The sequence below is a fragment of the Azorhizobium sp. AG788 genome (genome assembly GCF_004364705.1).
Taxonomy (GTDB): Bacteria; Pseudomonadota; Alphaproteobacteria; order Rhizobiales; family Xanthobacteraceae; genus Azorhizobium; species Azorhizobium caulinodans.
In genome coordinates, this window is record NZ_SOBM01000003.1 from 426,595 (window position 1) to 445,904 (window position 19,310).

At 65.5% G+C, this 19,310-nt stretch carries 20 protein-coding genes; 5 read left to right on the plus strand and 15 right to left on the minus strand.

The window, feature by feature from the left end; translation table 11 throughout:
- Positions 1-165 precede the first annotated feature (165 nt).
- Complete coding sequence (locus DFO45_RS09805) at positions 166-1,815, minus strand: AAA family ATPase (RefSeq protein WP_133864690.1); 1,650 nt, start codon at positions 1,813-1,815, stop codon at positions 166-168.
- Between the two features lie 273 nt (positions 1,816-2,088).
- On the opposite strand from DFO45_RS09805, the gene DFO45_RS09810 reads away from it, so the two are divergent.
- Positions 2,089-3,186, plus strand: coding sequence for a choloylglycine hydrolase family protein (locus DFO45_RS09810; protein ID WP_133864691.1), 1,098 nt, complete (start codon positions 2,089-2,091; stop codon positions 3,184-3,186).
- 9 nt (positions 3,187-3,195) lie between these two features.
- Here the strand turns inward: DFO45_RS09810 and DFO45_RS09815 are convergent, their stop codons facing one another.
- The 3 genes from DFO45_RS09815 to DFO45_RS09825 form a co-directional block, all read right to left on the minus strand.
- Entirely contained in the window at positions 3,196-3,405 is a 210-nt protein-coding gene (locus tag DFO45_RS09815) for a hypothetical protein (RefSeq protein WP_133864692.1), read from the minus strand.
- 113 nt (positions 3,406-3,518) lie between these two features.
- Positions 3,519-4,235, minus strand: coding sequence for an isochorismatase family protein (locus DFO45_RS09820; RefSeq protein WP_133864693.1), 717 nt, complete (start codon positions 4,233-4,235; stop codon positions 3,519-3,521).
- A gap of 214 nt (positions 4,236-4,449) precedes the next feature.
- On the minus strand, positions 4,450-5,463 hold the full coding sequence (locus DFO45_RS09825; RefSeq protein WP_133864694.1) for a zinc-binding alcohol dehydrogenase family protein: 1,014 nt from the start codon (positions 5,461-5,463) through the stop codon (positions 4,450-4,452).
- A gap of 119 nt (positions 5,464-5,582) precedes the next feature.
- Here DFO45_RS09825 and DFO45_RS09830 point away from each other — a divergent pair, with 119 nt between their 5' ends.
- Positions 5,583-5,969: a helix-turn-helix domain-containing protein gene (locus DFO45_RS09830; protein WP_133864695.1), complete on the plus strand. Its 387-nt coding sequence runs from the start codon at positions 5,583-5,585 to the stop codon at positions 5,967-5,969.
- Positions 5,970-6,011: 42 nt separating this feature from the next.
- Here the strand turns inward: DFO45_RS09830 and DFO45_RS09835 are convergent, their stop codons facing one another.
- Entirely contained in the window at positions 6,012-6,746 is a 735-nt protein-coding gene (locus DFO45_RS09835) for an SDR family oxidoreductase (RefSeq protein ID WP_166657087.1), read from the minus strand.
- 84 nt (positions 6,747-6,830) lie between these two features.
- Between DFO45_RS09835 and DFO45_RS09840 the strand changes: the two genes are divergently transcribed.
- Positions 6,831-7,256, plus strand: a complete 426-nt coding sequence (locus DFO45_RS09840) for a helix-turn-helix domain-containing protein (protein WP_245518012.1) — start codon at positions 6,831-6,833, stop codon at positions 7,254-7,256.
- Between the two features lie 23 nt (positions 7,257-7,279).
- Here DFO45_RS09840 and DFO45_RS09845 read toward each other — a convergent pair whose 3' ends face one another.
- The 8 genes from DFO45_RS09845 to DFO45_RS09880 form a co-directional block, all read right to left on the minus strand.
- Complete coding sequence (locus DFO45_RS09845) at positions 7,280-8,230, minus strand: LysR family transcriptional regulator (RefSeq protein ID WP_012168735.1); 951 nt, start codon at positions 8,228-8,230, stop codon at positions 7,280-7,282.
- Between the two features lie 89 nt (positions 8,231-8,319).
- The gene (locus DFO45_RS09850) at positions 8,320-8,994 is read right to left on the minus strand and encodes a DUF1028 domain-containing protein (protein ID WP_012168734.1); all 675 of its coding nucleotides are present in this window, start codon (positions 8,992-8,994) and stop codon (positions 8,320-8,322) included.
- Positions 8,995-9,004: 10 nt separating this feature from the next.
- Positions 9,005-9,418, minus strand: coding sequence for a RidA family protein (locus tag DFO45_RS09855; RefSeq protein WP_012168733.1), 414 nt, complete (start codon positions 9,416-9,418; stop codon positions 9,005-9,007).
- A gap of 82 nt (positions 9,419-9,500) precedes the next feature.
- Entirely contained in the window at positions 9,501-10,649 is a 1,149-nt protein-coding gene (argE, locus tag DFO45_RS09860; protein ID WP_133864697.1) for an acetylornithine deacetylase, read from the minus strand.
- The gene (locus tag DFO45_RS09865; protein WP_133864698.1) at positions 10,646-11,344 is read right to left on the minus strand and encodes an ABC transporter ATP-binding protein; all 699 of its coding nucleotides are present in this window, start codon (positions 11,342-11,344) and stop codon (positions 10,646-10,648) included. The genes argE and DFO45_RS09865 overlap by 4 nt, the downstream gene beginning before the upstream one ends.
- Positions 11,331-12,143, minus strand: coding sequence for an ABC transporter ATP-binding protein (locus DFO45_RS09870; RefSeq protein WP_133864699.1), 813 nt, complete (start codon positions 12,141-12,143; stop codon positions 11,331-11,333). The genes DFO45_RS09865 and DFO45_RS09870 overlap by 14 nt, the downstream gene beginning before the upstream one ends.
- 3 nt (positions 12,144-12,146) lie before the next feature.
- On the minus strand, positions 12,147-13,322 hold the full coding sequence (locus DFO45_RS09875) for a branched-chain amino acid ABC transporter permease (protein ID WP_133864700.1): 1,176 nt from the start codon (positions 13,320-13,322) through the stop codon (positions 12,147-12,149).
- The gene (locus DFO45_RS09880; protein ID WP_133864701.1) at positions 13,322-14,239 is read right to left on the minus strand and encodes a branched-chain amino acid ABC transporter permease; all 918 of its coding nucleotides are present in this window, start codon (positions 14,237-14,239) and stop codon (positions 13,322-13,324) included. The genes DFO45_RS09875 and DFO45_RS09880 overlap by 1 nt, the downstream gene beginning before the upstream one ends.
- Before the next feature lie 363 nt (positions 14,240-14,602).
- On the opposite strand from DFO45_RS09880, the gene DFO45_RS09885 reads away from it, so the two are divergent.
- Together DFO45_RS09885 and DFO45_RS09890 are read left to right on the plus strand one after the other, a co-directional pair.
- Positions 14,603-15,751: a branched-chain amino acid ABC transporter substrate-binding protein gene (locus DFO45_RS09885; protein ID WP_133864702.1), complete on the plus strand. Its 1,149-nt coding sequence runs from the start codon at positions 14,603-14,605 to the stop codon at positions 15,749-15,751.
- 177 nt (positions 15,752-15,928) lie between these two features.
- The gene (locus DFO45_RS09890) at positions 15,929-17,248 is read left to right on the plus strand and encodes an NAD(P)/FAD-dependent oxidoreductase (protein ID WP_133864703.1); all 1,320 of its coding nucleotides are present in this window, start codon (positions 15,929-15,931) and stop codon (positions 17,246-17,248) included.
- Positions 17,249-17,434: 186 nt separating this feature from the next.
- Here the strand turns inward: DFO45_RS09890 and DFO45_RS09895 are convergent, their stop codons facing one another.
- Both DFO45_RS09895 and DFO45_RS09900 read right to left on the minus strand, forming a co-directional pair.
- Positions 17,435-18,079: a response regulator gene (locus tag DFO45_RS09895; protein ID WP_133864704.1), complete on the minus strand. Its 645-nt coding sequence runs from the start codon at positions 18,077-18,079 to the stop codon at positions 17,435-17,437.
- Positions 18,076-19,152 (minus strand): ATP-binding protein, encoded by a 1,077-nt coding sequence (locus DFO45_RS09900; protein ID WP_208299770.1) that lies wholly within the window; start codon positions 19,150-19,152, stop codon positions 18,076-18,078. The genes DFO45_RS09895 and DFO45_RS09900 overlap by 4 nt, the downstream gene beginning before the upstream one ends.
- Positions 19,153-19,310: the final 158 nt, after the last annotated feature.

Here is a 19,310-nt window from a genome sequence, read left to right on the forward strand (position 1 = left end):
GGGGGGCAAATGAATGGATCGAGGTAGGGCCCGGTTTATGTCAGCCCCGTACTCTACTCCCTCCGCAACCGACATCGAGCAAGTGTTGCTCAGGTCAACCAAGATGTAGTGAATCGTACAAATCATTGATCCGACAAAGAAAATAGGCTTCAACAGCAGCAAAATCTAAGCCAGCAGGTCCTGCAGGTTAGCTTTCAGGCTCGCTGCGCGCTCGGGGTATCCGGTGTGATTGATGACCGCTTCGTACGAAAAGGCATTTGCTGGAACTGTGTTCTTAAGCTGATTGAAAACGAACTTCCCCTTCGCCCCCTTCAACGGAAGCGCCTGCAATGTATCCCAAACGGCATCGCTAAGCGGGCTGCCCCCGCCCGTCTTGTGAAGCTCTTCATTATGAGCGCCGCGTTGCTTAAGAAATTGCTCTTTTATAGAAGCTCGATTATTCGCTTGTATATCCGCCAACCAAGTCTCGCACTCATGGATTGGGTGCCCAGTCAGTGATGACAGGAAAGTAGGGTCGCAAAATTCCGCCTCGATGTCCGACTGGTCGGTAAGCCAAAGCCTCACGCCATCGGCATCATAAAAGTCCTTCAACATCTGGATCTCTATGTCAGTCAACGCGTCCCGGTCGCGATGTACGAGTATCTTGAACTTGCCGCCAAGCGCCTCCCTCAACTCAATAGCTTCGTCCCTTTTTAGGAGATGCTTATACCCACGACCCGGCAGTACGGTGACCGCCTGATCAATTTCAGGCCATTGGCGGATAAGTTTCTTAAGCAGATCATTCTTGGCGTCTTCGCTGACGACGATGACTTTCTTGCCGAACGCCCCCCAGCCAAGAGCCAACTCGACAAGATTCCTGTCTTCCGACTGCTTTCGGCCTTCAGCCAGCCATACGACATTCGTGCCCACGGGGGCCCCCCTGACGATGAACGGCGAGTGAGAGGTCATTATGATCTTGATGCCCTGCGCGCGGGCAATCTGCAGGAGGTTTTCTGCTAGCCTCTCCTGCACGCTAGGATGCAGGTGAATGTCGGGCTCGTCCACCAAAAGGATCTTTGGTTTAAAGAGCAGAATATAGCAGAAAATCTGAATGAGCTGGAGATAGCCCGTCCCCAGCAGCTCTAACGGCATAGCAAGGCCACCGATTTCGGCCTCTGCATGGATCTGAAAATCGATAGATTCTTCAAATTTTACTTTCAACTTTATATTTCCGAGTAATGGCTGCAGCCAAGTCTCGATTTGATGCAAATCCGTAGCAGAAAGAAGATTAAGTGCATTTCGAAGATAGACGTTGGAGTCGCCGAACGAACAGGCTTTGAGAACTACTCGCCTCGAATTCTTCTGTTCGACGTTTGGAATACCCGAGATGCCGGGGATGAACCCACTGAAAAACGTATCGTCCCCCCTAAACTGGAGGCGTATCTGCTCAGGCAATTCACCCTGAACCGAAATCCCTGCATTTCGCGCAGATCGCATTTCACATACCGCGGTGAGTTCCGCGCCAGCGCTGTCCCGGAAGTTGAATCTCACGATTGAGGAAGGACTCGTTGCTTTGTTTCCCCAATCCGCCCCATGGCCCAAGCGCCAATATTCGTCAGAGGGGAGATAATCAAGGTCGCTAACACGCACCATTGCTGTCGAATTTGCTCTGATTCGGTCGGCTTGGCGCATGAGGCAAGATGCTAGATGCAACGCTTGGAGAATGGACGATTTGCCGCTTCCGTTCGAGCCGACGAGAATATTTAAGTCAGCAAGAGGCAAGTCTATAATGTCGATTCGCTTGAATTTTTCGACCCTTATGGATTCGAGCTGCACCTACACGCCCCCCCAGTTTCGCCCGTTTATTCCTTCATATATCGCAGATGGCAAGCTGCCCCATTCCAAATCAAAACACCAGCTATACAAGAATGACGGAGCCATCGATCCACGACACGGTCAAGGCGATATGGCTCTGAGCAGACAGGGGAGTATCAACAAACGGACGCATACGCACCTGACGCCCTCCCCACATTTCTTGCGCTGTACTACAATCCCGCCGTCCGCCCAGACCGGGAGCAACCCGGCCGTCACGGACGCGGAGGAAACCCCATGCTGCGCACCCTCACCACCGCCCTCTCCCTCGCCGCCATGATGAATGCGGCGCTGGCCTGCACCGCCGTCGATATCGTCGCCGCCGACAGGACCGTCATCGCCGGGCGCACCATGGAATGGGCGTTCGATATGAAATGGACGCTGGTGAGCCGCCCCAAGGGCTTTCCGGTGAAGCTCACCGCGCCGAAGGCCCTCAATCTGCCGGAGCGCACGGTGGAGGCGAAATATGCGCTGGTGGGTGTGAGCGCCAACATCATCCCCGGTGGGGCGCTGGTGGAGGGGCAGAATGCCGCCGGCCTCGGCCTGAGCGGCAATTTCCTGCCCGGCTTCACCACCTACCAGACGGTGACCCCGCAGGATAAGAACTATGTGGAGGTGCTCTCCTTCGGCGCCTGGGCGCTCGGCAATTTCGCCACGATTGCCGAGGTGAAGGAGGCGCTGAAGACCACCAAGGTCTGGTCCGATCCCTCCGCCGCCAGCGGCCCCACCGCGCCGCTCATGCACTTCGTGTTCACGGATCGCGCGGGCGCCAGCATCATCGTGGAATATGTGGAGGGGGAGCTGCACATCCACGACAACGTGGCCCATGTGCTCACCAACGCCCCCACCTATGACTGGCACCTCACCAACCTGCGCAACTATCTCAACCTCTCCACGGTGGGCGTGGAGCAGCGGCAGATCGGGAATGTGGATGTGACGGCGCTCGGCCAGGGCGGCGGCCTCGTGGGCCTGCCGGGGGACTATACGCCCCCCTCCCGCTTCGTGCGCGCCAGCGCCCTGCGCCACGGCATGACCCCGCCCAAGGATGGCGCCGAAGCCGTGCAGGCGGTGGTGCATGTGCTGAACACGGTGGACATTCCGGTGGGCGTCGCCCAGTCGCGCCTGCCGAACGGGCAGCTTGTGTCCGATTACACCCAGTGGGTCTCCATCAAGGATCTGACGAACAACCGGCTCCAGATCGCCGATTATGCCCATCGCACCAGCTATCTCACCATCGACCTCGCGCCCCTCTTCGCGCTCGACAGGCCGGCCGAGCGGCTCATCACCGATCTGCCCTATCCGGCGGGCGTCGGGGCCGATGTGCTGAAGCCGTGAGCGTGGAGGTCAGCCGCGCTTGAGGCGGCGGGCGGCGGCCATGAGGGTCGCGCGGTGGGTGCCGTGCCGGCGCACGAGACCCATCGCTTCCTCCCGCGAGATGCCGGCCGCCTGCGCAAGGCAGGCCGCCTCATAGGCCTCGCCCGCGCCGAGCGTCGCGGCGGACCAGGTTGCCGCCTGCGAAACGGGGGGCTGCTCGCCTGCGAAGTGAACGGTCATGGGTCCAATCTCCGTGTCCTGCGCCAGCAACTCGGGTATCAGAGGAAGGTTCCGCCAGACTTGCGTGATGGAGGTAGGTGGTGTCGGGCGCGGGCGCCCGGCCGGTTTCACGTTCAGGCCGCAGGCGTGAGCCGCGCCACCGTCTCCTGCGTGGTCCAGAGGCCGTTGGCCATGAAGCGGTAGTTGATGAGCGCGGCGAGATAGCCGTCCCCGTCCGGCAGCTTCGGCGCCGCCACGGCATCGCGCACGACGGCCACCTCGTAGCCCGCTTCCAGCAGGTCGCGCATGTGGGATTCCACGCACATGTTGGCCAGCATGCCGGCGACGATCACCTGCCGGATGCCCTGCTTGCCAAGCTGGAGCTTGAGGTCGTTGGTCTGCGGGCCATAGAGCTTGTGCGGCGCGCAGATGATGGTCTTGCCGTCCTCGATATAGGGCTTGAACTCCTCCATGAAGTCCGCCCCGGAGGCGCGGAAGCCGTCCAGCGTGTACGGCCCCTTGCGGTCGAAGGCGCCCACGTCGTGCTGGAACTTCTCCAGCGGCGACTGCCAGCGCCAATGGTGATCCCAGCAATAGTAATAGTGCGGCGAGACGGCGACGGTGATGCCCGCTGCCTTGGCGGCGCGGAACAGCGTGACGAGGTTCGCCACGATGTTGGTTTCGGTGACGCTCTCACCCACCGCCGGCCATGCAAGACCCTTGGGGCTCATCACATCGATCTGCGGATCGATCACCACCAGCGCCGTGCGCGCAAGGTCGAGGGTCATCTCCGTCCGGGGCAGGACGGGTGTCGCCGTGTCGGCATAGGGGCCGGTGAAGGTGGGTTCCATGGACGTTCCTTGAAGTGGCGGATCGAAACGCGCTCGCCGTGTGAGGCGCACGCGGCCCGGCCGCCCTTCAAGGCGCCGCCCGCCGCCGCTGCCGGCTCCCGCGGGCCCGGGGGGAGACCCTCCGAGCCGTTGGCAGTGTGGGCAGCGGACGGCCGGCGGACCATTATGCGGGAGCGCTACCCCGCCATACGTCCGTATGCGGCGGAATGGAGCTTCAGAAGCCTTCCACCACGATCTTGCCCCGCGCCTTGCCGCTATCGAGGATGGCGTGGGCGGTCTTCAGCGTGGCGGCGCTGATCGGGCGTAGCGTCTGCGTGAGCGTGGTGCGCACCTTGCCGGCCTCCACGAGCCGCGCCACCTCGTCCAGCAGCCGGCCCTGTGCGTCCATGTCCGCCGTCTCGAACATGGAACGGGTGAACATGAACTCCCAATGGGTCGAGACCGACTTGCGCTTGAAGACCGAGACATCGAGCCCGTCCGGATCATCGATCAGCCCAAAGCGGCCCTGCGGGGCGATCAACTCGGCGATCTCCGCCAGATGCCGGTGGGTCTCGGTGGTCGAGAAGACGAAAGCCGGTGCGCCGAGCCCGAGGGCCGCCACCTGCGCCGCGATGGGCGCGCCGTGGTCCACCACGTGATGGGCGCCGAGCGTCCGCACCCAGTCCTGCGTCTCCGGGCGCGAGGCGGTGGCGATGACGGTGAGATCGGTGAACGCCCGCACCAGCTGGATGGCGATGGAGCCCACCCCGCCGGCACCGCCGACGATGAGGATGGCGTTGGCCGCGCCCGGCACGCTCTTCACGATGTCGAGCCGGTCGAACAGCATCTCCCAGGCGGTGATGGCAGTCAGCGGCAGGGCTGCCGCCTCCGGGTTGGACAGGCTCGCCGGCTTGCGGCCGACGATGCGCTCGTCCACCAGATGGAAGGCGCTGTTGGCGCCGGGACGGGTGAGGGAGCCGGCATAATAGACCTCATCACCCGGCCGGAAGCGGGTGACACCCTCGCCCACCTCGACGACACGTCCCACCGCATCCCAGCCGAGGATCTTCCACTCCCCCTCGGGCGGTGCCGCCCGCTTGCGCACCTTGGTGTCCACGGGATTGACGGAGATGGCCGCCACCTCGACCAGGAGATCGCGCCCGCGTGCCGCCGGGCGGTCGATCTCGATGTCCACCAAGGCGTCGTCCCGGTCGATGGGGCCGGACTGCCGGTATCCGATCGCCTTCATGCTCAAGCTCCATAGCCACGTTGATATGGCGAGGATGTTGCCCTACGCTCCTTCAAAGGCAATACGTACAAGGAAAGCACATAGTATCCTCTTTGATACTGTGAGCTGAGGAGCCGGCCATGGCCAAGGTCCGTCATTCCCGCTTCGACTGCAGCCCCGGATGCGCCGTAGAGGCAGCGGTGGGGCTCATCGAAGGCAAGTGGAAGTCGGTCATCCTGTTCCATCTGCTGGCGGGCACGCTGCGCTTCAACGAGATCCGCCGTCATGTGCAGAACGTGACGCCGCGGACGCTCACCAACCAGTTGCGGGAACTGGAGGAGGACGGCCTCATCACCCGCAAGGTCTATGCGCAGGTGCCGCCCAAGGTGGAGTATAGCCTCTCTCCCCTCGGCCGCAGCATGGAGCCGGTGCTGCTCGCCCTGAAAACCTGGGGTGATGCCAACATCGGCCTCTATGGCAAGCCGCTGGCGGCAGAGGGCGCGCCGCTGTCGCCTCCGACCTCCTGAGGGGGCTCCGCTCCGGAGAGTGGAGCCCCGTGGCGTCAAGCCTCAGACCTGGGCGAAGCCGCCGTCGACGAACACCTCTCCACCGGTCATGAAGCTGCTGTCGGAGGAGGCGAGGAAGGCCGCCACCGCGCCTGTCTCGGAGGGATCGCCGATGCGGCCGAGCGGGGTCGTGGCGCCGAGGGCTTCGAACGCCTCCTTGCCCACCACCTCGAGGGCGAGATCCGTGAGGGTCGGTCCGGGCGAGAGGACGTTGACCCGGATGCCGGTGCCCCGCAGATCCTCGGCCCAGCTGCGCGCGAAGTTCCGCACCGCAGCCTTGCTGGCGCTGTAGATGCTGAATTGCGGCGTGCCCATCGTGCCGGTCGTGGAGCCGGTCAGGATGATCGAGCCGCCGGTCCGCATCAGCGGCAGGGCCTTCTGCACGGTGAAGAGAACACCCTTCACGTTGACGTCGAAGGTCTGCTCGTACTGGTCCGGCGTGATCGCCCCGAGCGCGGCGAAATTGCCGGTGCCGGCGTTGGCGAACACGATGTCGAGTCCGCCGCGTTCGCTTTTCACCGCCGCATAGAGCCGGTCGAGGTCGGCGAGATCCGTCACCGAGCCCGGCACGGCGCGTGCGGAGGAGCCGAGTTCCTTCGCGGCGGCTTCCAGAACGTCGGCGCGCCGGCCGAACAGATAGACGAACGCGCCTTCCTCCACGAACCGTCGCGCGGCGCCCAGTCCGATGCCGCTCCCGCCGCCGGTCACTACGGCGGTCTTACCCTTAAGCCTGTCCATGACGTGCTCCTTCAATGAGGTGGCTCTCAGTTGGCTGGGCACGCACAAATTGACAAGTATGCACCTTTTGGTAAGTACCCGTGCATGATGACAGACAGGCCAGAGACGGACGAGCCGCTGGTCGGCACCTGCACGCCCACGCTACCGGGCTTCACCTGCGGCCTTGATGCGACGCTTCGGGTGATCGCGGGCAAGTGGAAGCCGCTGATCCTCTATTTCCTCGCCCAAGGTGGACCCACCCGCTATGGCGAGCTGCGCCGGGCGGTGCGGGATGTCAGCGACAAGATGCTGATCCAGCAGCTCAAGGAGCTGGAGGCCGACCAACTCGTGAAGCGCACCGATTACAAGGAAGTCCCGCCGCGCGTGGACTATGCCCTCACGCCGCTGGGCCAGAGCCTGGCTCAGGCGCTCGTGCCCCTGTGCCAGTGGGGCACGGAGAATATGGAAGACGTAACGCGGGTCTATGCGGAGCGCGCGAGCTGGGGCGCGAGGACGAGCCGGGCGACCTGAGGCGTCTCAGGCAAACCGCGGGTTCAGGTTCTGCGCGTCCGGCGGTCAATGGCCGGAGCGACCATGCCGGGAATGTAGGCGTCCGAGATGAAGGACCGGCAGTGGGCCTCGAAGCTCTGCAGCAGGCGGGATTTCTTGAACTGCGAGACGGTGGCGGTCCCGACCACCATGGGCCGGTGCTCGCCGGCGATGCGCACCCGCACCACTCGCCTCCCGTCCAGCGCGATGTCGGAGCGCGGCCGGACGTTGGCCAGCGTGTAGCCATAGCCGTTCGCCACCATGGTCCGCACCACCTCCTGATAGGCGGAGCGGGAATGGATGCGCGGCTGGATGCCTTCCTGCAGAAACAGCGCGAGGAAATATTCGGAGCTGATGGGCAGATCGAGGAGGATCAGCGGCTCGTCCGCCAGATCCTTCAGGCTCACCGCGGACAGGCGGGCGAAAGGGTGGGCCTCGCTCACCACCACATGGGGCGGCAGGCTGGCCAGCGGCGTGAAGGTGACGCCGTCGGGGATCTGGAGATCGTAGGTGACGGCGATGTCGATCTCGGCGCGGCGCAGGCCGTCCAGAAGGCGTTCCTGATTGGCCTCCACATGGCGGATCTGCGCGCCGGGATAGGCGGTAGTGAAGCCGTGGGAGAGTTCAGGCAGGATCATGGGCGCCAGCGTCACCATGCAGCCCACGGACAATTGCCCGCGCACCTGGTCGGTCGCTTCCGAGGCGACGGCATAGAGCCCTTCCGCCTGCTCGATGAGGTGCTTGGCCTCGGCGAGAAGCTTGCGGCCCACGGGGGTCAGCGAGAGGCCCTGCGCGTGATGGCGCACGAAGAGCTGCACGCCCAGTTCCTGCTCCAGATGGCTGATGGCCGTGGAGATGGACGGCTGGGAAATGCTGATGCGCTCGGAGGCGAGGGTGATCGATCCCGTCTCACCCGCCGCGATGAAATATTCGAGCTGCCGCAACGTGTAGCGCATGCCGATCCATACCCCGTCCGGCGGCGCCTTGCGAGAGCGTCGCCGGAGAATGTCGGAGGGTCCGTCGCACGCGGAGCGGCACGTCGGCCTCAGGCGTCGCCGGGGACGCCGAAGCTCGGGGCGGCGTCCGGCACCAGCGCACGCTGCACATAGGCCTCCATCTGCGGCTTCCAGAGCTGCCAGAGATCCGCCAGCGCGGCGATGGGGCGGGTCTCGTCCCAGTCCACGCGCAGGTCTGCGACCGGCCAGGCTTCCTCGCCCGCCATCAGCAGGCCGGCGGAATGCACCGGGCCCGCCTCGCCGCCCTCACGCAGACCGGCGGTGAGCGCCGCGATGAGGCGGTCGCCCAGATCCCCCGGCGCCGCCTCGAAGGCCGCGACCATGGCGGCCGGCACGCGGTCGGTGGCGAGCAGGTTGCCTGCCGCCACGCAATCCGTCCCCTCGGCCACGGCCACCGTGCCCAGCGCCTTGTCACCGGAGAACACCGCGACGCGGCCCTTGGCATCGACCGCCGTCACCTGCCGGAAGGCCATGTAGGGGCGTGAGCCGGCGAGCGCCTCCACGGCTCCCGTGGCGGAGGCTCCGAGCGCCATCAGGTCGAGCGCCGCCGGGCCGAGGCGCGGATCGGTGACGTTCTGGGAGCAGACCGCCCCCACCCCCGCCCGCACATGGGCGCAGCGGGCGGCGACCGCCGGAGAGGACGAGGAGATGGCAACGCCGAAGCGCCCCGTCCGCGCACAGCGCGCGGCGATGGAGAAGGTCATGGCGCCGGCCTCAGTCGGGAATGACGGCGGTGGCGTCGATCTCCACCAGCCAGCTGGGGCGGGCCAGCGCCACCACGACGAGGCCGGTACAGACGGGATGCACGCCGCGGATATACTCGCCCATGGTGCGGTAGACCGCCTCGCGGTGACGCACGTCGGTCAGATAGACCACGAGCTTGCACACGTGCTCCATGGTACCGCCGGACTCCTCCACCAACTGGCGGATGTTCTGCATCACCTTGTGGGTCTGGGCCACCGGATCACCGATGCCGACATCCTCGGCGGTGTCGAGGTCCTGCGGGCACTGCCCACGCAGGAAGATGGTGGTGCCGCGCGCGACCACGGCCTGCGCGAGGTCGTTGTCGAGACGCTGCTCGGGATAGGTCTTGGCGGTGTTGAAGGGGCGGATGCGGCGGTGGATCATGGGCGTGCCTCACGTCTTCGGTCGATAAAGGTGCCGGCCGGAGCCGCCCGGCGGCGATGCGGAAAGCGGGTCTGCTCCGGCCTCAGGCCGCGAGCCGATGGAGAAGCCGGTCCATCATCCGGTCGCAGGCCTCCAACTGGTCAAGGGCGATGAATTCGTCCGGCTTATGGCCCTGGTCCATGGAGCCGGGGCCGCAGATGACGGTGGGAATGGACAGGCGGGCATCGAACAGCCCGCCTTCCGTGCCGAACGCCACCTTGAAGGTGGAGGCGTCGTCTACCAGCGCCTGCACGAAGGCCACCACTTCGGCCTCCTTGGGCGTGGCAAGTCCGGGATAGTCGTTCACCACCTCCACCGCGATATCCGCAGCGGGAAAGGCCGCGCGCCGTTCGGAGACCAGTTGCGCGGCGTCGTCCAGCAGGCGGGTGAGCACCTCCGAGGCGTCGTCCTGCGCGATGTTGCGGATCTCGAAATCCACCGTACAGCGGTTCGGCACGATGTTGAGCGCCGTGCCACCGGCGATGATACCCGCGTGCAGCGTCGTGTAGGGGATGTCGTAATGCGCGTCCCGTGCGCCGCTCTCGGCGATGCGGTCCTGATGGGTGCGCAGGAGGCCCACGAAATCGCACGCCAGATGGATGGCGTTGAGCGCCTTCGGCGCCAGAGCGGAGTGGCCTTCCACGCCGCAGCAGGTGGCGCGCGCCGCGAGCTTGCCCTTGTGGCCGGTGGCGACACGCAGCGAGGTCGGCTCGCCGATGATGCACAGGCGCGGGCGCACGGAAGCCGTGGACAGGCGTTCGATGAGCGAACGCACACCGACGCAGCCCACCTCCTCGTCATGACTGAGGGCGAGGTGCAGCGGCGTTTCGAGCGGCCGTGTCGCTGCCCGTGCCGCGACGGCGAGCGCTGCGGCGAGGAAGCCCTTCATGTCCGCCGCCCCGCGCCCGTAGGCGCGTCCGTCCGCGACGCGCAGGCGGAACGGGTCAGCCGTCCAGGCCTGCCCCTCTACTGGCACCACGTCCGTGTGGCCGGAGAGCATGATGCCGGGCCGGTCGGTGGGGCCGATGGTGGCGAAGAGATTCGCCTTCCTTCCGTCCGGCGTTGCAATGATCTCGCTGGCGATGCCGTGCTGGCCGAGGAAGGCCTGCACGAAGGCGATCAGCTCGCGGTTGGGATCGCGGCTCACCGTCGGAAAGGCGATCAGCCGTTCGAGGAGATCGAGCGTGCTCATAGGTAGAGGTGGCGCACGGCGTCGTTGGAGAGGAGCGTTGCCGCGTCCCCGGAGGCGACGACCCGCCCCTTCACCAGCATGATGCCCCGGTGCGCGATGGAGAGCGCCGTCTCGGCATTCTGCTCGATCAACAGAACGGTGGTGCCGCGCTTGTTGATCTCCGCCACCGTGTCGAAATATTCGTCGATCAGCTTCGGCGAGAGGCCGAGCGAGGGCTCGTCCATCACCACCAGCTTCGGAGCGCCGATGAGGGCACGGGCCAGCGCTACCATGGCCTGCTCACCGCCCGACAGCGTGCCGGCGCGCTGGTTGATCCGCTCGCGGACGCGGGGGAAGAGATCGAGCATCTGCTCCAGCCGGTCGGCGAAGCGGCCTTGTCCCTTCTGCGCCTCGAAGCCGAGGCGAATGTTGTCGCGCACGCTGATCTCCGCGAACAGGCGTCGGCCTTCCGGCACGAAGCCGATGCCGAGCGCGCTCAACGCCTCCGTGCGCAGGGTGGCAAGGTCCTGCCCCATGATGCGGACCCGGCCGGCACTCAGCGGAAGCAGGCCGGAGATGGCGCGGAATGTGGTGGTCTTGCCGGCGCCGTTGGGGCCGAGGATGCAGACAAGTTCACCGGCCTTCACGGAGAAGGACACGTCCCGCAGCATGGCGACGACGCCATAATTGGTGTCGACCTTCTCAAGCTCCAGCATGCTGCCCCGCCTTGCGTCCGAGATAGGCTTCCTGGACCCGCGGGATCTTGCGGATCTCCTCATACGGTCCGTCGGCCAGCTTCTGACCGTAGTCCAGCACCATGACGCGATGGGGCAGGCTCGCCACGAGGCGCATGTCGTGCTCGATGATCATCAGTGCCAGGTCCGGCTGCTCGGCGCAGACACTGCGGATGTCGTCCATCAGCGCATCGGTGTCGGCGTCGTCCATGCCGGAGGACGGCTCGTCGAGCAGCAGCACCTTCGGCTCCGTGGCGAGGGCGCGGGCGATCTCCAGCCGGCGCCGGTCGGCCTGCGCCAGTTCACCGGCCGGGCGGTGGCGTTGGTCATAAAGGCTGCGCGAGACGCTCTTCAGCAGCCGTTCGGCATGGGCGGCGGAGGTCGCCAGCTCCGCCTTCGCCTTGCCACGCCGGAAGATGGCGTCGAACACGCCGCTCTTCGTGTGGGTGTGGCGGCCGATGATGACGTTGTCCAGAACGCTCAGATCACCGAACAGCCGGCTCGACTGGAAGGTGCGGGCAATGCCGCGCGCGACGATGCGGTGCGCCGGCACGCCGTTGAGCTTCTGGCCCTCCAGCCGCACCTCGCCCGAGGAGGGGATGTAGATGCCGGTGATGATGTTGAGCAGCGTGGATTTGCCCGCGCCGTTGGGGCCGATGATCCCGAGGATCTCGCCCCGCCGCAGGCTGAACTCCACCTGCGCCATGGCGACGATGCCGCCGAAGCACATGGTGAGGTTCTCGCCCTCGAGAACGACGGGAGAAGAAGCTTCGAAGCCCATCGGTCAGTCTCCGTAGCGCCGCAGGCGCTGGGGAAAGAGCCCCTGGGGGCGGATCATGAGGAAGGCGATGACGGTGACGCCGAAGAACAGGATGCGGTAGTCCGCGAAGGCCCGCAGCTTTTCCGGCAGCAGCGTGAGCAGGAAGGCGCCGACGATCACGCCGAGGATGTTGTCCATGCCGCCTGCGATCACCATGGTCATGATCGTCACCGAGACGAGGAAGGTGAAATTGTCCGGCGAGATGAAGCCCACATAGAAGGCGTAGATGGTGCCTGCAAAGCCGGCGAGGAAGGCATCCACCGCGAAGGCCAGCACCTTGTACCAGGTGACGTTGATGCCCTGACAGCGGGCGGCGAGTTCATCCGCCCGCAGCGCGTTCCAGGCAAGGCCCACGCGGGAATCGTGCAGGCGCTCGGCGAACAGGATGGAGACCAGCACCAGCAGCGCGGAGAGGTAGTAGAAATTCGCCTGCGGCGGCAGCTCGGCCCCGAGGATCACGAGCGGCGAGGCGAAGGAGTGGCCGAACAGCTCGGGCACCGGAATGCCCACGAGGCCGTTCGGGCCGCCGGTGAAATCCAGATTGTTGAGAAGCTGGTTGACCACGACCCCGAACGCGATGGTCACCAGCGCCAGATAACTGTCTCGGGTGCGCATGGACGGGATGCCGAGCAGGAAGCCGAACACGGTGGCCACAACGGCGGCGGCCGGCAGCGCCAGCCAGAAGCTGACGCCGAAATTCAGCGCCAGCAGGGCCGAGGCATAGGCTCCGATGCCATAGGACGCGCCGGTGGCGAAGTTCGGGATATTGGCGCTGCCGAGCTGGAAATTGAGCGCCAGCGCCAGCACGGCATAGAGCATGGAGATGACGCACAGATGCAGCGCATAGGTGTTGCCTTCCAGCACGAAGGGGAAGGCCAGCACGATGGCGATGCCGAGCAGCATGGCGAGGCGCGGCTGGGCCGCGAACGCCCCTTCTATCCGCGCCTCCAGCGCCGGCTGCCGCTCCATCAGCACGAGCGCGCCCGCGAAGGCCGCCAGCAGGGCGATGACGAGGCGCCAGTCATCGGTGAGCAGGAACTGGCGCAGATAGAGCGCGCCGACCAGTTCCACCGCGACGACGGTGAGTGCGTCGCCCACGCGGGCGGAGGCGGAGCGTCGCACGGCGAGGCTGTCCGTCATCACACTTTCTCCACGAGGGTGCGGCCCATGAGGCCGGACGGCCGGAACACCAGCACGGCGATGACAAGCAGGAAGACGAAGACGAGGCGGTAGGACGCCCCGTTCGGCACCACCGCCTGCACCAGCGTGTCGAGCCCGGCGATCAGCAGGCTGCCGATGATGGCGCCGGGCATGGAGCCGAGACCGCCCACCACAGCGGCGGAGAAGCCGATGAGGCCCACGTCCACGCTGAAATCGAAGCGCGCCATGCCCGCATAGCTGGAGAAGAACAGGCCGCCCACGGCACCGATGGCCGACGCGACGAAGAAGGTGGCGCGGAAGATGCGGCCGGGATCGATGGCCATTAGCCGGGCGGCGTCACGGTCCTGCGAGACGGCCTTGATGTGCAGACCGAGGCGCGTGCCGTTCAGCATCAGGAACAGCGCGCACACGCAGGCGACCGACACCGCGACCACCATCAGGCTGAAGACCGGCACGTTGAAGCGGCCAAGCGCGATGTCGCCCGAGACGAGGCGCGGAAAGGCGTGCGGGTTGCTGCCATTGGGAAACAGGTGACGGATCAGCTCGCGCAGGACGATGCCCAGCGCCACGGTCGCAACCAGCGCCATCATCGCCGGCGCTTTCCGGAAGCGCTGGATGACGACGATATCCAGCAGCACGCCGATGACGCCGGTGAGGCCGATGGCAATGGCGAGCGCCAGCAGGAAGACGGCTGGGGAGGCGGCATCTCCCAGCGCTGACCCCACGGCCGATACCGCCGCGAGCGCGAGGAAGGGCGCCAGCAGCGACACGTCGCCGTGGGAGAAATGGATGATGTTCAGAACGCCGAACAGCAGGCTGAAGCCGAGCGCGATAAGGGCGTAGATGCTGCCAAGGGTGATCCAGTTGACGATCTGCTGGAAGACGATGTCATCCATGGCCCCTCCCTTGGGCGATGCGGCGCGCGGCATGCCTGCGTCTTGTCCGGAAAAGCACGAGGAGCGGGGGATGTGCGAGGCGCGTCCCCGTCAATGCGCTGGATCAAATCTGCCCTAAAGCAACGCTAGGGCAGAATAGTTTTTTCCAAACCAATGGGTCTGATGTTTTGAAGTTGGGGGCCGGCGGCCCCGCGCCGACCGGCATGCCGTACCGACTGGTTCGGGAAAACTGATGCCAAGGCTTCAAAAGTTCCGATTTTTCTTCCGCACCGGCTGAGGCCACACTTCACGGGTCAGGGAGAGGCCATACCATCCGCCCCGTGCCAAGGCCCCCGCGATTTGCTTCCAGAGGAAAAGAAGACCATGGCCCCCATTTCCGGCGCGCCGCGTGCGCTTTCCCGCCGTCGCCTGTCCCTCGGAGCTGTCGCGCTCGCGGCGACCGCGCTCCTCGGCTTCGGCGCCCCCGCCAAGGCGCAGGAGACGGTGAAGCTCGGCTTCATCGGCCCGCTCAGCGGCGGCAACGCGCAGCAGGGCCTTGCGGCCCGCAACGGCTTCCAGCTCGCGGTGGATCAGGCCAATGCTGCCGGCCTGCCCTTCAAGATCGAGCCGGTCATCCTCGACGATGCCGCCAACCCGCAGACCGGCGTTTCCGCAGCGCTGAAGCTCACCAATGATCCGAAGGTCGTGGCGGCCACCGGCCACTGGAACAGCGGCGTCGCCCTCGCCACCATTCCCGTCTTCAGCCGCGCCGGCGTGCCCTTCGTGATCTGGGGCGCCATCAGCCCGAAGATCACGGAGAAGAACAATCCCATGGTGTCGCGCGTGGTGACCACGCTGGTGAACACCAATGCGCCGCTCGCCAAGTGGGCGGCCGCCAATATCGGCAAGCGCATCGCCATCGTCTCCGACACCAGCGACTACGGCGCGGCCAATCTCGACAACTTCAAGAAGTTCTTCGAGGCCGACGGGGGCACCATCATCGCCGCCGAGAGCGCGCCCGTGGGCACCACCGATTTCCGCGCCCTGCTCACCAAGATCAAGGCTGCCAATCCCGACGCCATCTATTTCGGCGGCGTGGTAGCGGAAGCCGGCCTCGTGCGCCAGCAGATGGCGCAGCTCGGCATGACCCAGCCGATGATCGGCGTGGACGGCTTCTATGATCAGGAGTTCATCAAGATCGCCGGTCCGGCCGCCACGGGCACCATCGTCGGCATCGCGAAGGAAGTCGGCAACCCGAAGCTCGATGCCATGACGGAAGCCTACAAGGGCGCCAGCTTCGCCGAGCCGGTCGGCTCCTACACGAAGAACGCCTATGACGCGACCAACATCATCATCGAGGCGCTGAAGACCGCCGGCACCAAGGACAAGGCGGCCATCGCCAAGGCCATCCGCGCCATCGACTATGACGGCGCCATGGGCCGCACGAGCTTCGACGAGAACGGCCAGACCAAGCGTGCCGTCGTCCTCGAGCTGCGCGAAGTCAAGGACGGCGCCTGGGTCACCCGTCCCTGAGGTCACCCATGATGGCGTGCTCTCGTGCACGCCATCTCCATCCCGATCCCGCAACCAGAACGATGCAGGCGATCTCCATCGGCTGCCTCCGCACGACCGTCAATGATCTGGCTCGTTCGACGAGATCGCTCCTGAAACGTCTGCCGATGGCATCTCGCAACGCCGGAGAGGACTGAAATGTCAGTGGAAAAGATCGACACGCTGGTCATCGGCGCCGGACAGGCCGGGCTCGCCATGAGCGCCCATCTCAACAGGGCCGGCGTGCCTCATCTGGTGCTGGAACGCGCCCGCATCGCCGAGCGCTGGCGTTCGGAACGCTGGGACTCGCTGGTGGCGAACGGCCCGGCCTGGCACGACCGCTTTCCCGATCTCCAGTTCTCCGACGTGGACACGGCTGTCCGCCCCGACGACTTCCCGCACAAGGAAACCGTCGCGGACTATTTCGTCGCCTTCGCCCAGAAGATCGCAGCCCCCGTGCGGTGCGGGGTGGACGTGCTGAAGGTCGAGCGCCTCGAGGGACGCACTGGTTTCCGGGTGGAGACCTCGCTCGGCACCATCGAGGCCCAGCGCGTGGTGGCGGCCACCGGCCCGTTCCAGCGCCCCAGCATTCCCGCGCTGGTGCCGGAGGACGCGCCGCTCCGGCAGATGCATTCCACGGCCTATCGCAACCCCGACCAACTGCCGGACGGCGCCGTTCTGGTGGTGGGCGCGGGTTCCTCCGGCGTACAGATCGCCGAGGAACTGATGCGGGCCGGCCGCACCGTCTATCTCTCCGTCGGGCCCCACGACCGCCCGCCGCGCGCGTATCGCAGCCGCGATTTCTGCTGGTGGCTCGGTGTTCTCGGCAAATGGGACGCCGCCGCGCAGGAGCCCGGCAAGGAGCACGTGACGATTGCGGTCAGCGGCGCACGCGGCGGCCACACCATCGATTTCCGCCGCCTCGCGAGCGAGGGCATGGTGCTCGTGGGTCGCACGGAGTCCTTCAAGGACGGAGTGCTCTCCTTCGCCCCGGATCTGGCCGAGAACCTCGATAATGGTGATGCCAACTACCGAGCCCTGCTGGATGAGGCGGACGCCTATGTGGCGCGCAACGGCCTCGACCTCCCCGAGGAGCCCGAGGCCCGCATCCGCGTGCCCGATGCCGCCTGCATCACCGATCCGCTCGCCACGCTGGATCTGAAGGCAGCCGGCGTCGGGACCATCATCTGGGCCACCGGCTTCGTCTCGGACTACAGCTGGATGAAGGTAAACGCCTTCGACGCCAACGGGCGCCCACGCCACCAGCGCGGCGTCTCGACCGAGGCGGGCGTCTATTTCCTCGGCCTGCCCTGGCAGTCCCGGCGCGGCTCCAGCTTCATCTGGGGCGTGTGGCACGATGCCAAGTACATCGCCGACCAGATCGTGATCCAGCGCTCCTACATGGCCTATCACGCCGCAGCGGGTGCAGCCCCGGACGCGACCGCTCCCCACGCGATCGCCGAAGTCGCCTCGGCCTGACGGCAGACATCGAAACGCGCCCCATCAATGCGGCCGGACCGCTCCGTCTTTCAGGCGGAAGCGGCTCCGGCCGCATCGCGTTTTCGGGCGCACTGGGCGATCGCCCCGCGCGACGACTGTCTCGCGTTGCCGGTGAGCAGAACGGAGGACGACCAACGCCCGACGGTGCGGCTTGTTCGGCTCGCATCAGGAATTCCGACGCGTCTCAGCACCGAGCTCAAGTTGATCGGCCATGCGGACGAGAGCGGCAAACGACGCGGCCTGCATCTTCTGCATGACGCGGGCCCGCCGGACCTTGACCGTGATCTCCTTGACGGAAAGTTCGGCCGCGATCTGCTTGTTCAGGAGCCCTCTGACGACTAGGCGGAGAACATCGCGCTCGCCCATATTGAGGCTTTCCCATCGGTGCTGAAGCTCCGAGTGGATCTCCTCCTGATGGAGCCTCTGCTGATCGCGCGCGATGGCGGTGTGTACTGCGTCGAGCAGGTCGTGGTCGCGGAACGGCTTCGTCAGAAAATCGACGGCGCCGTCCTTGATGGCCCTCACGCCCATCGCGATATCGCCATGGCCCGTGATGAAGATGACGGGCATGCGAAGGCCCAGGCTGTCCATCTGCAGGTAGAAATCCATCCCGCTTTGGGCGGGCATCCTGACATCGAGCACGAGACAGGCCGCACCCGCCGTGCGCGGGTGTTCCAGGAATTCACGGATCGACGAAAAGGCCATGGCATCGAGTGTTACCGAGGCGAACAGATCCTGTAGCGCCGCTCGCACCGAGTGATCGTCGTCAACGATATAGACGACCGGCTTTGGATCGTTCGACGAGGTCACGCCGCTGAACCCGCTGTCGGAAGATTGAAGACGAACGTTGCGCCCGCCTCTGGCGGGGCCGGACGCATCCAGATGCGCCCGCCGTTCGCCTCTACGATCGTCTGGCAGATGGTCAGGCCGAGGCCAAAGCCTTGCTCCTTTGTCGTCCAGAAGGCATCGAACAGATGCTGCGCGGTGTCGGGGGACACCCCGGGGCCATTGTCGGAGATCGAGAAGCTGATCATCCCCGCCGGTTCAAGCGCGGTCGAAATGGTCAATCGGGGCAGCCGGTTGGGAAGCGCCGACACGGCCTCCATGGCGTTCAGAACCAGATTGCCGATGACCTGCTGGATCTGGACGCGATCCGCGAAGGCTGCCGGCAGATTCTCGGCCAGTGACAGGGAGACTTGCGCCCCCGTGCGAAGCATATCCCCGCCAGCGAGATCCAGAATCTCGCGAACAGCCTCGTTGAAATCAAACGAGACCTTGCTCGTCGCCTCCCTCCGGGCCATGCCGCGCACGCGAGCGAGGACATCGTTCGCGCGGCAGGCGTCGCTTGCGACCCGTTCGATCGCAGCGAGGGCTCTTTCCACGTTCGGGGGCTGCTGGGTCAGCCAGCGGCGCGAGGCGCTGGCGCTGGTGGCGATCCCGGCAAGCGGCTGGCTGACCTCATGTGCGATGGAGGTGGTCAATTGGCTGAGGGTCATCAGGCGCGCCATTCGCAACAGCCGCTCCCGCGTTTCATCCGCCGACTGTTGTGCGGATTTGAGCTTCAGGCCCAGATAGGCGGTCACGCCGATGACGACCACGCTGATGGCGGTGTTGACGACGCCGACTTCATAGGCGCCGGAGCGGGTGAGTTCGAAACTGAGGAGGGTCAGAACGATGCTGGCGCCCGTCAGGATAATGACCGTTCGGACCGAAAGGAAACGCGTGGCGATGAGTTGGACTGCCGTATAGAGGACGGCCGCCGCGACGGCGTAATTGGTCACCGTGTCGACCACGAAGATGGCGGTCATCAGCGCGATCAGCATTGCGAGCACGACCCAGGACCGGGAAACAGAAACGGTCCGTGATATCGTCGCACCCAGCATGGTCCCTCCTTTTCATGCGTCCGCCCAGACGCCTGTCCGCGCCAGCTTTACCTTCACCACTACGTTCGGCGAACTGCGCCGAATGGTAGCCGTTCCTCGCTCCCTTCAGGGGGGCATGGCCGCCCGGCATGCAGGCTGGTCGTGGAATGGGTCGGCGG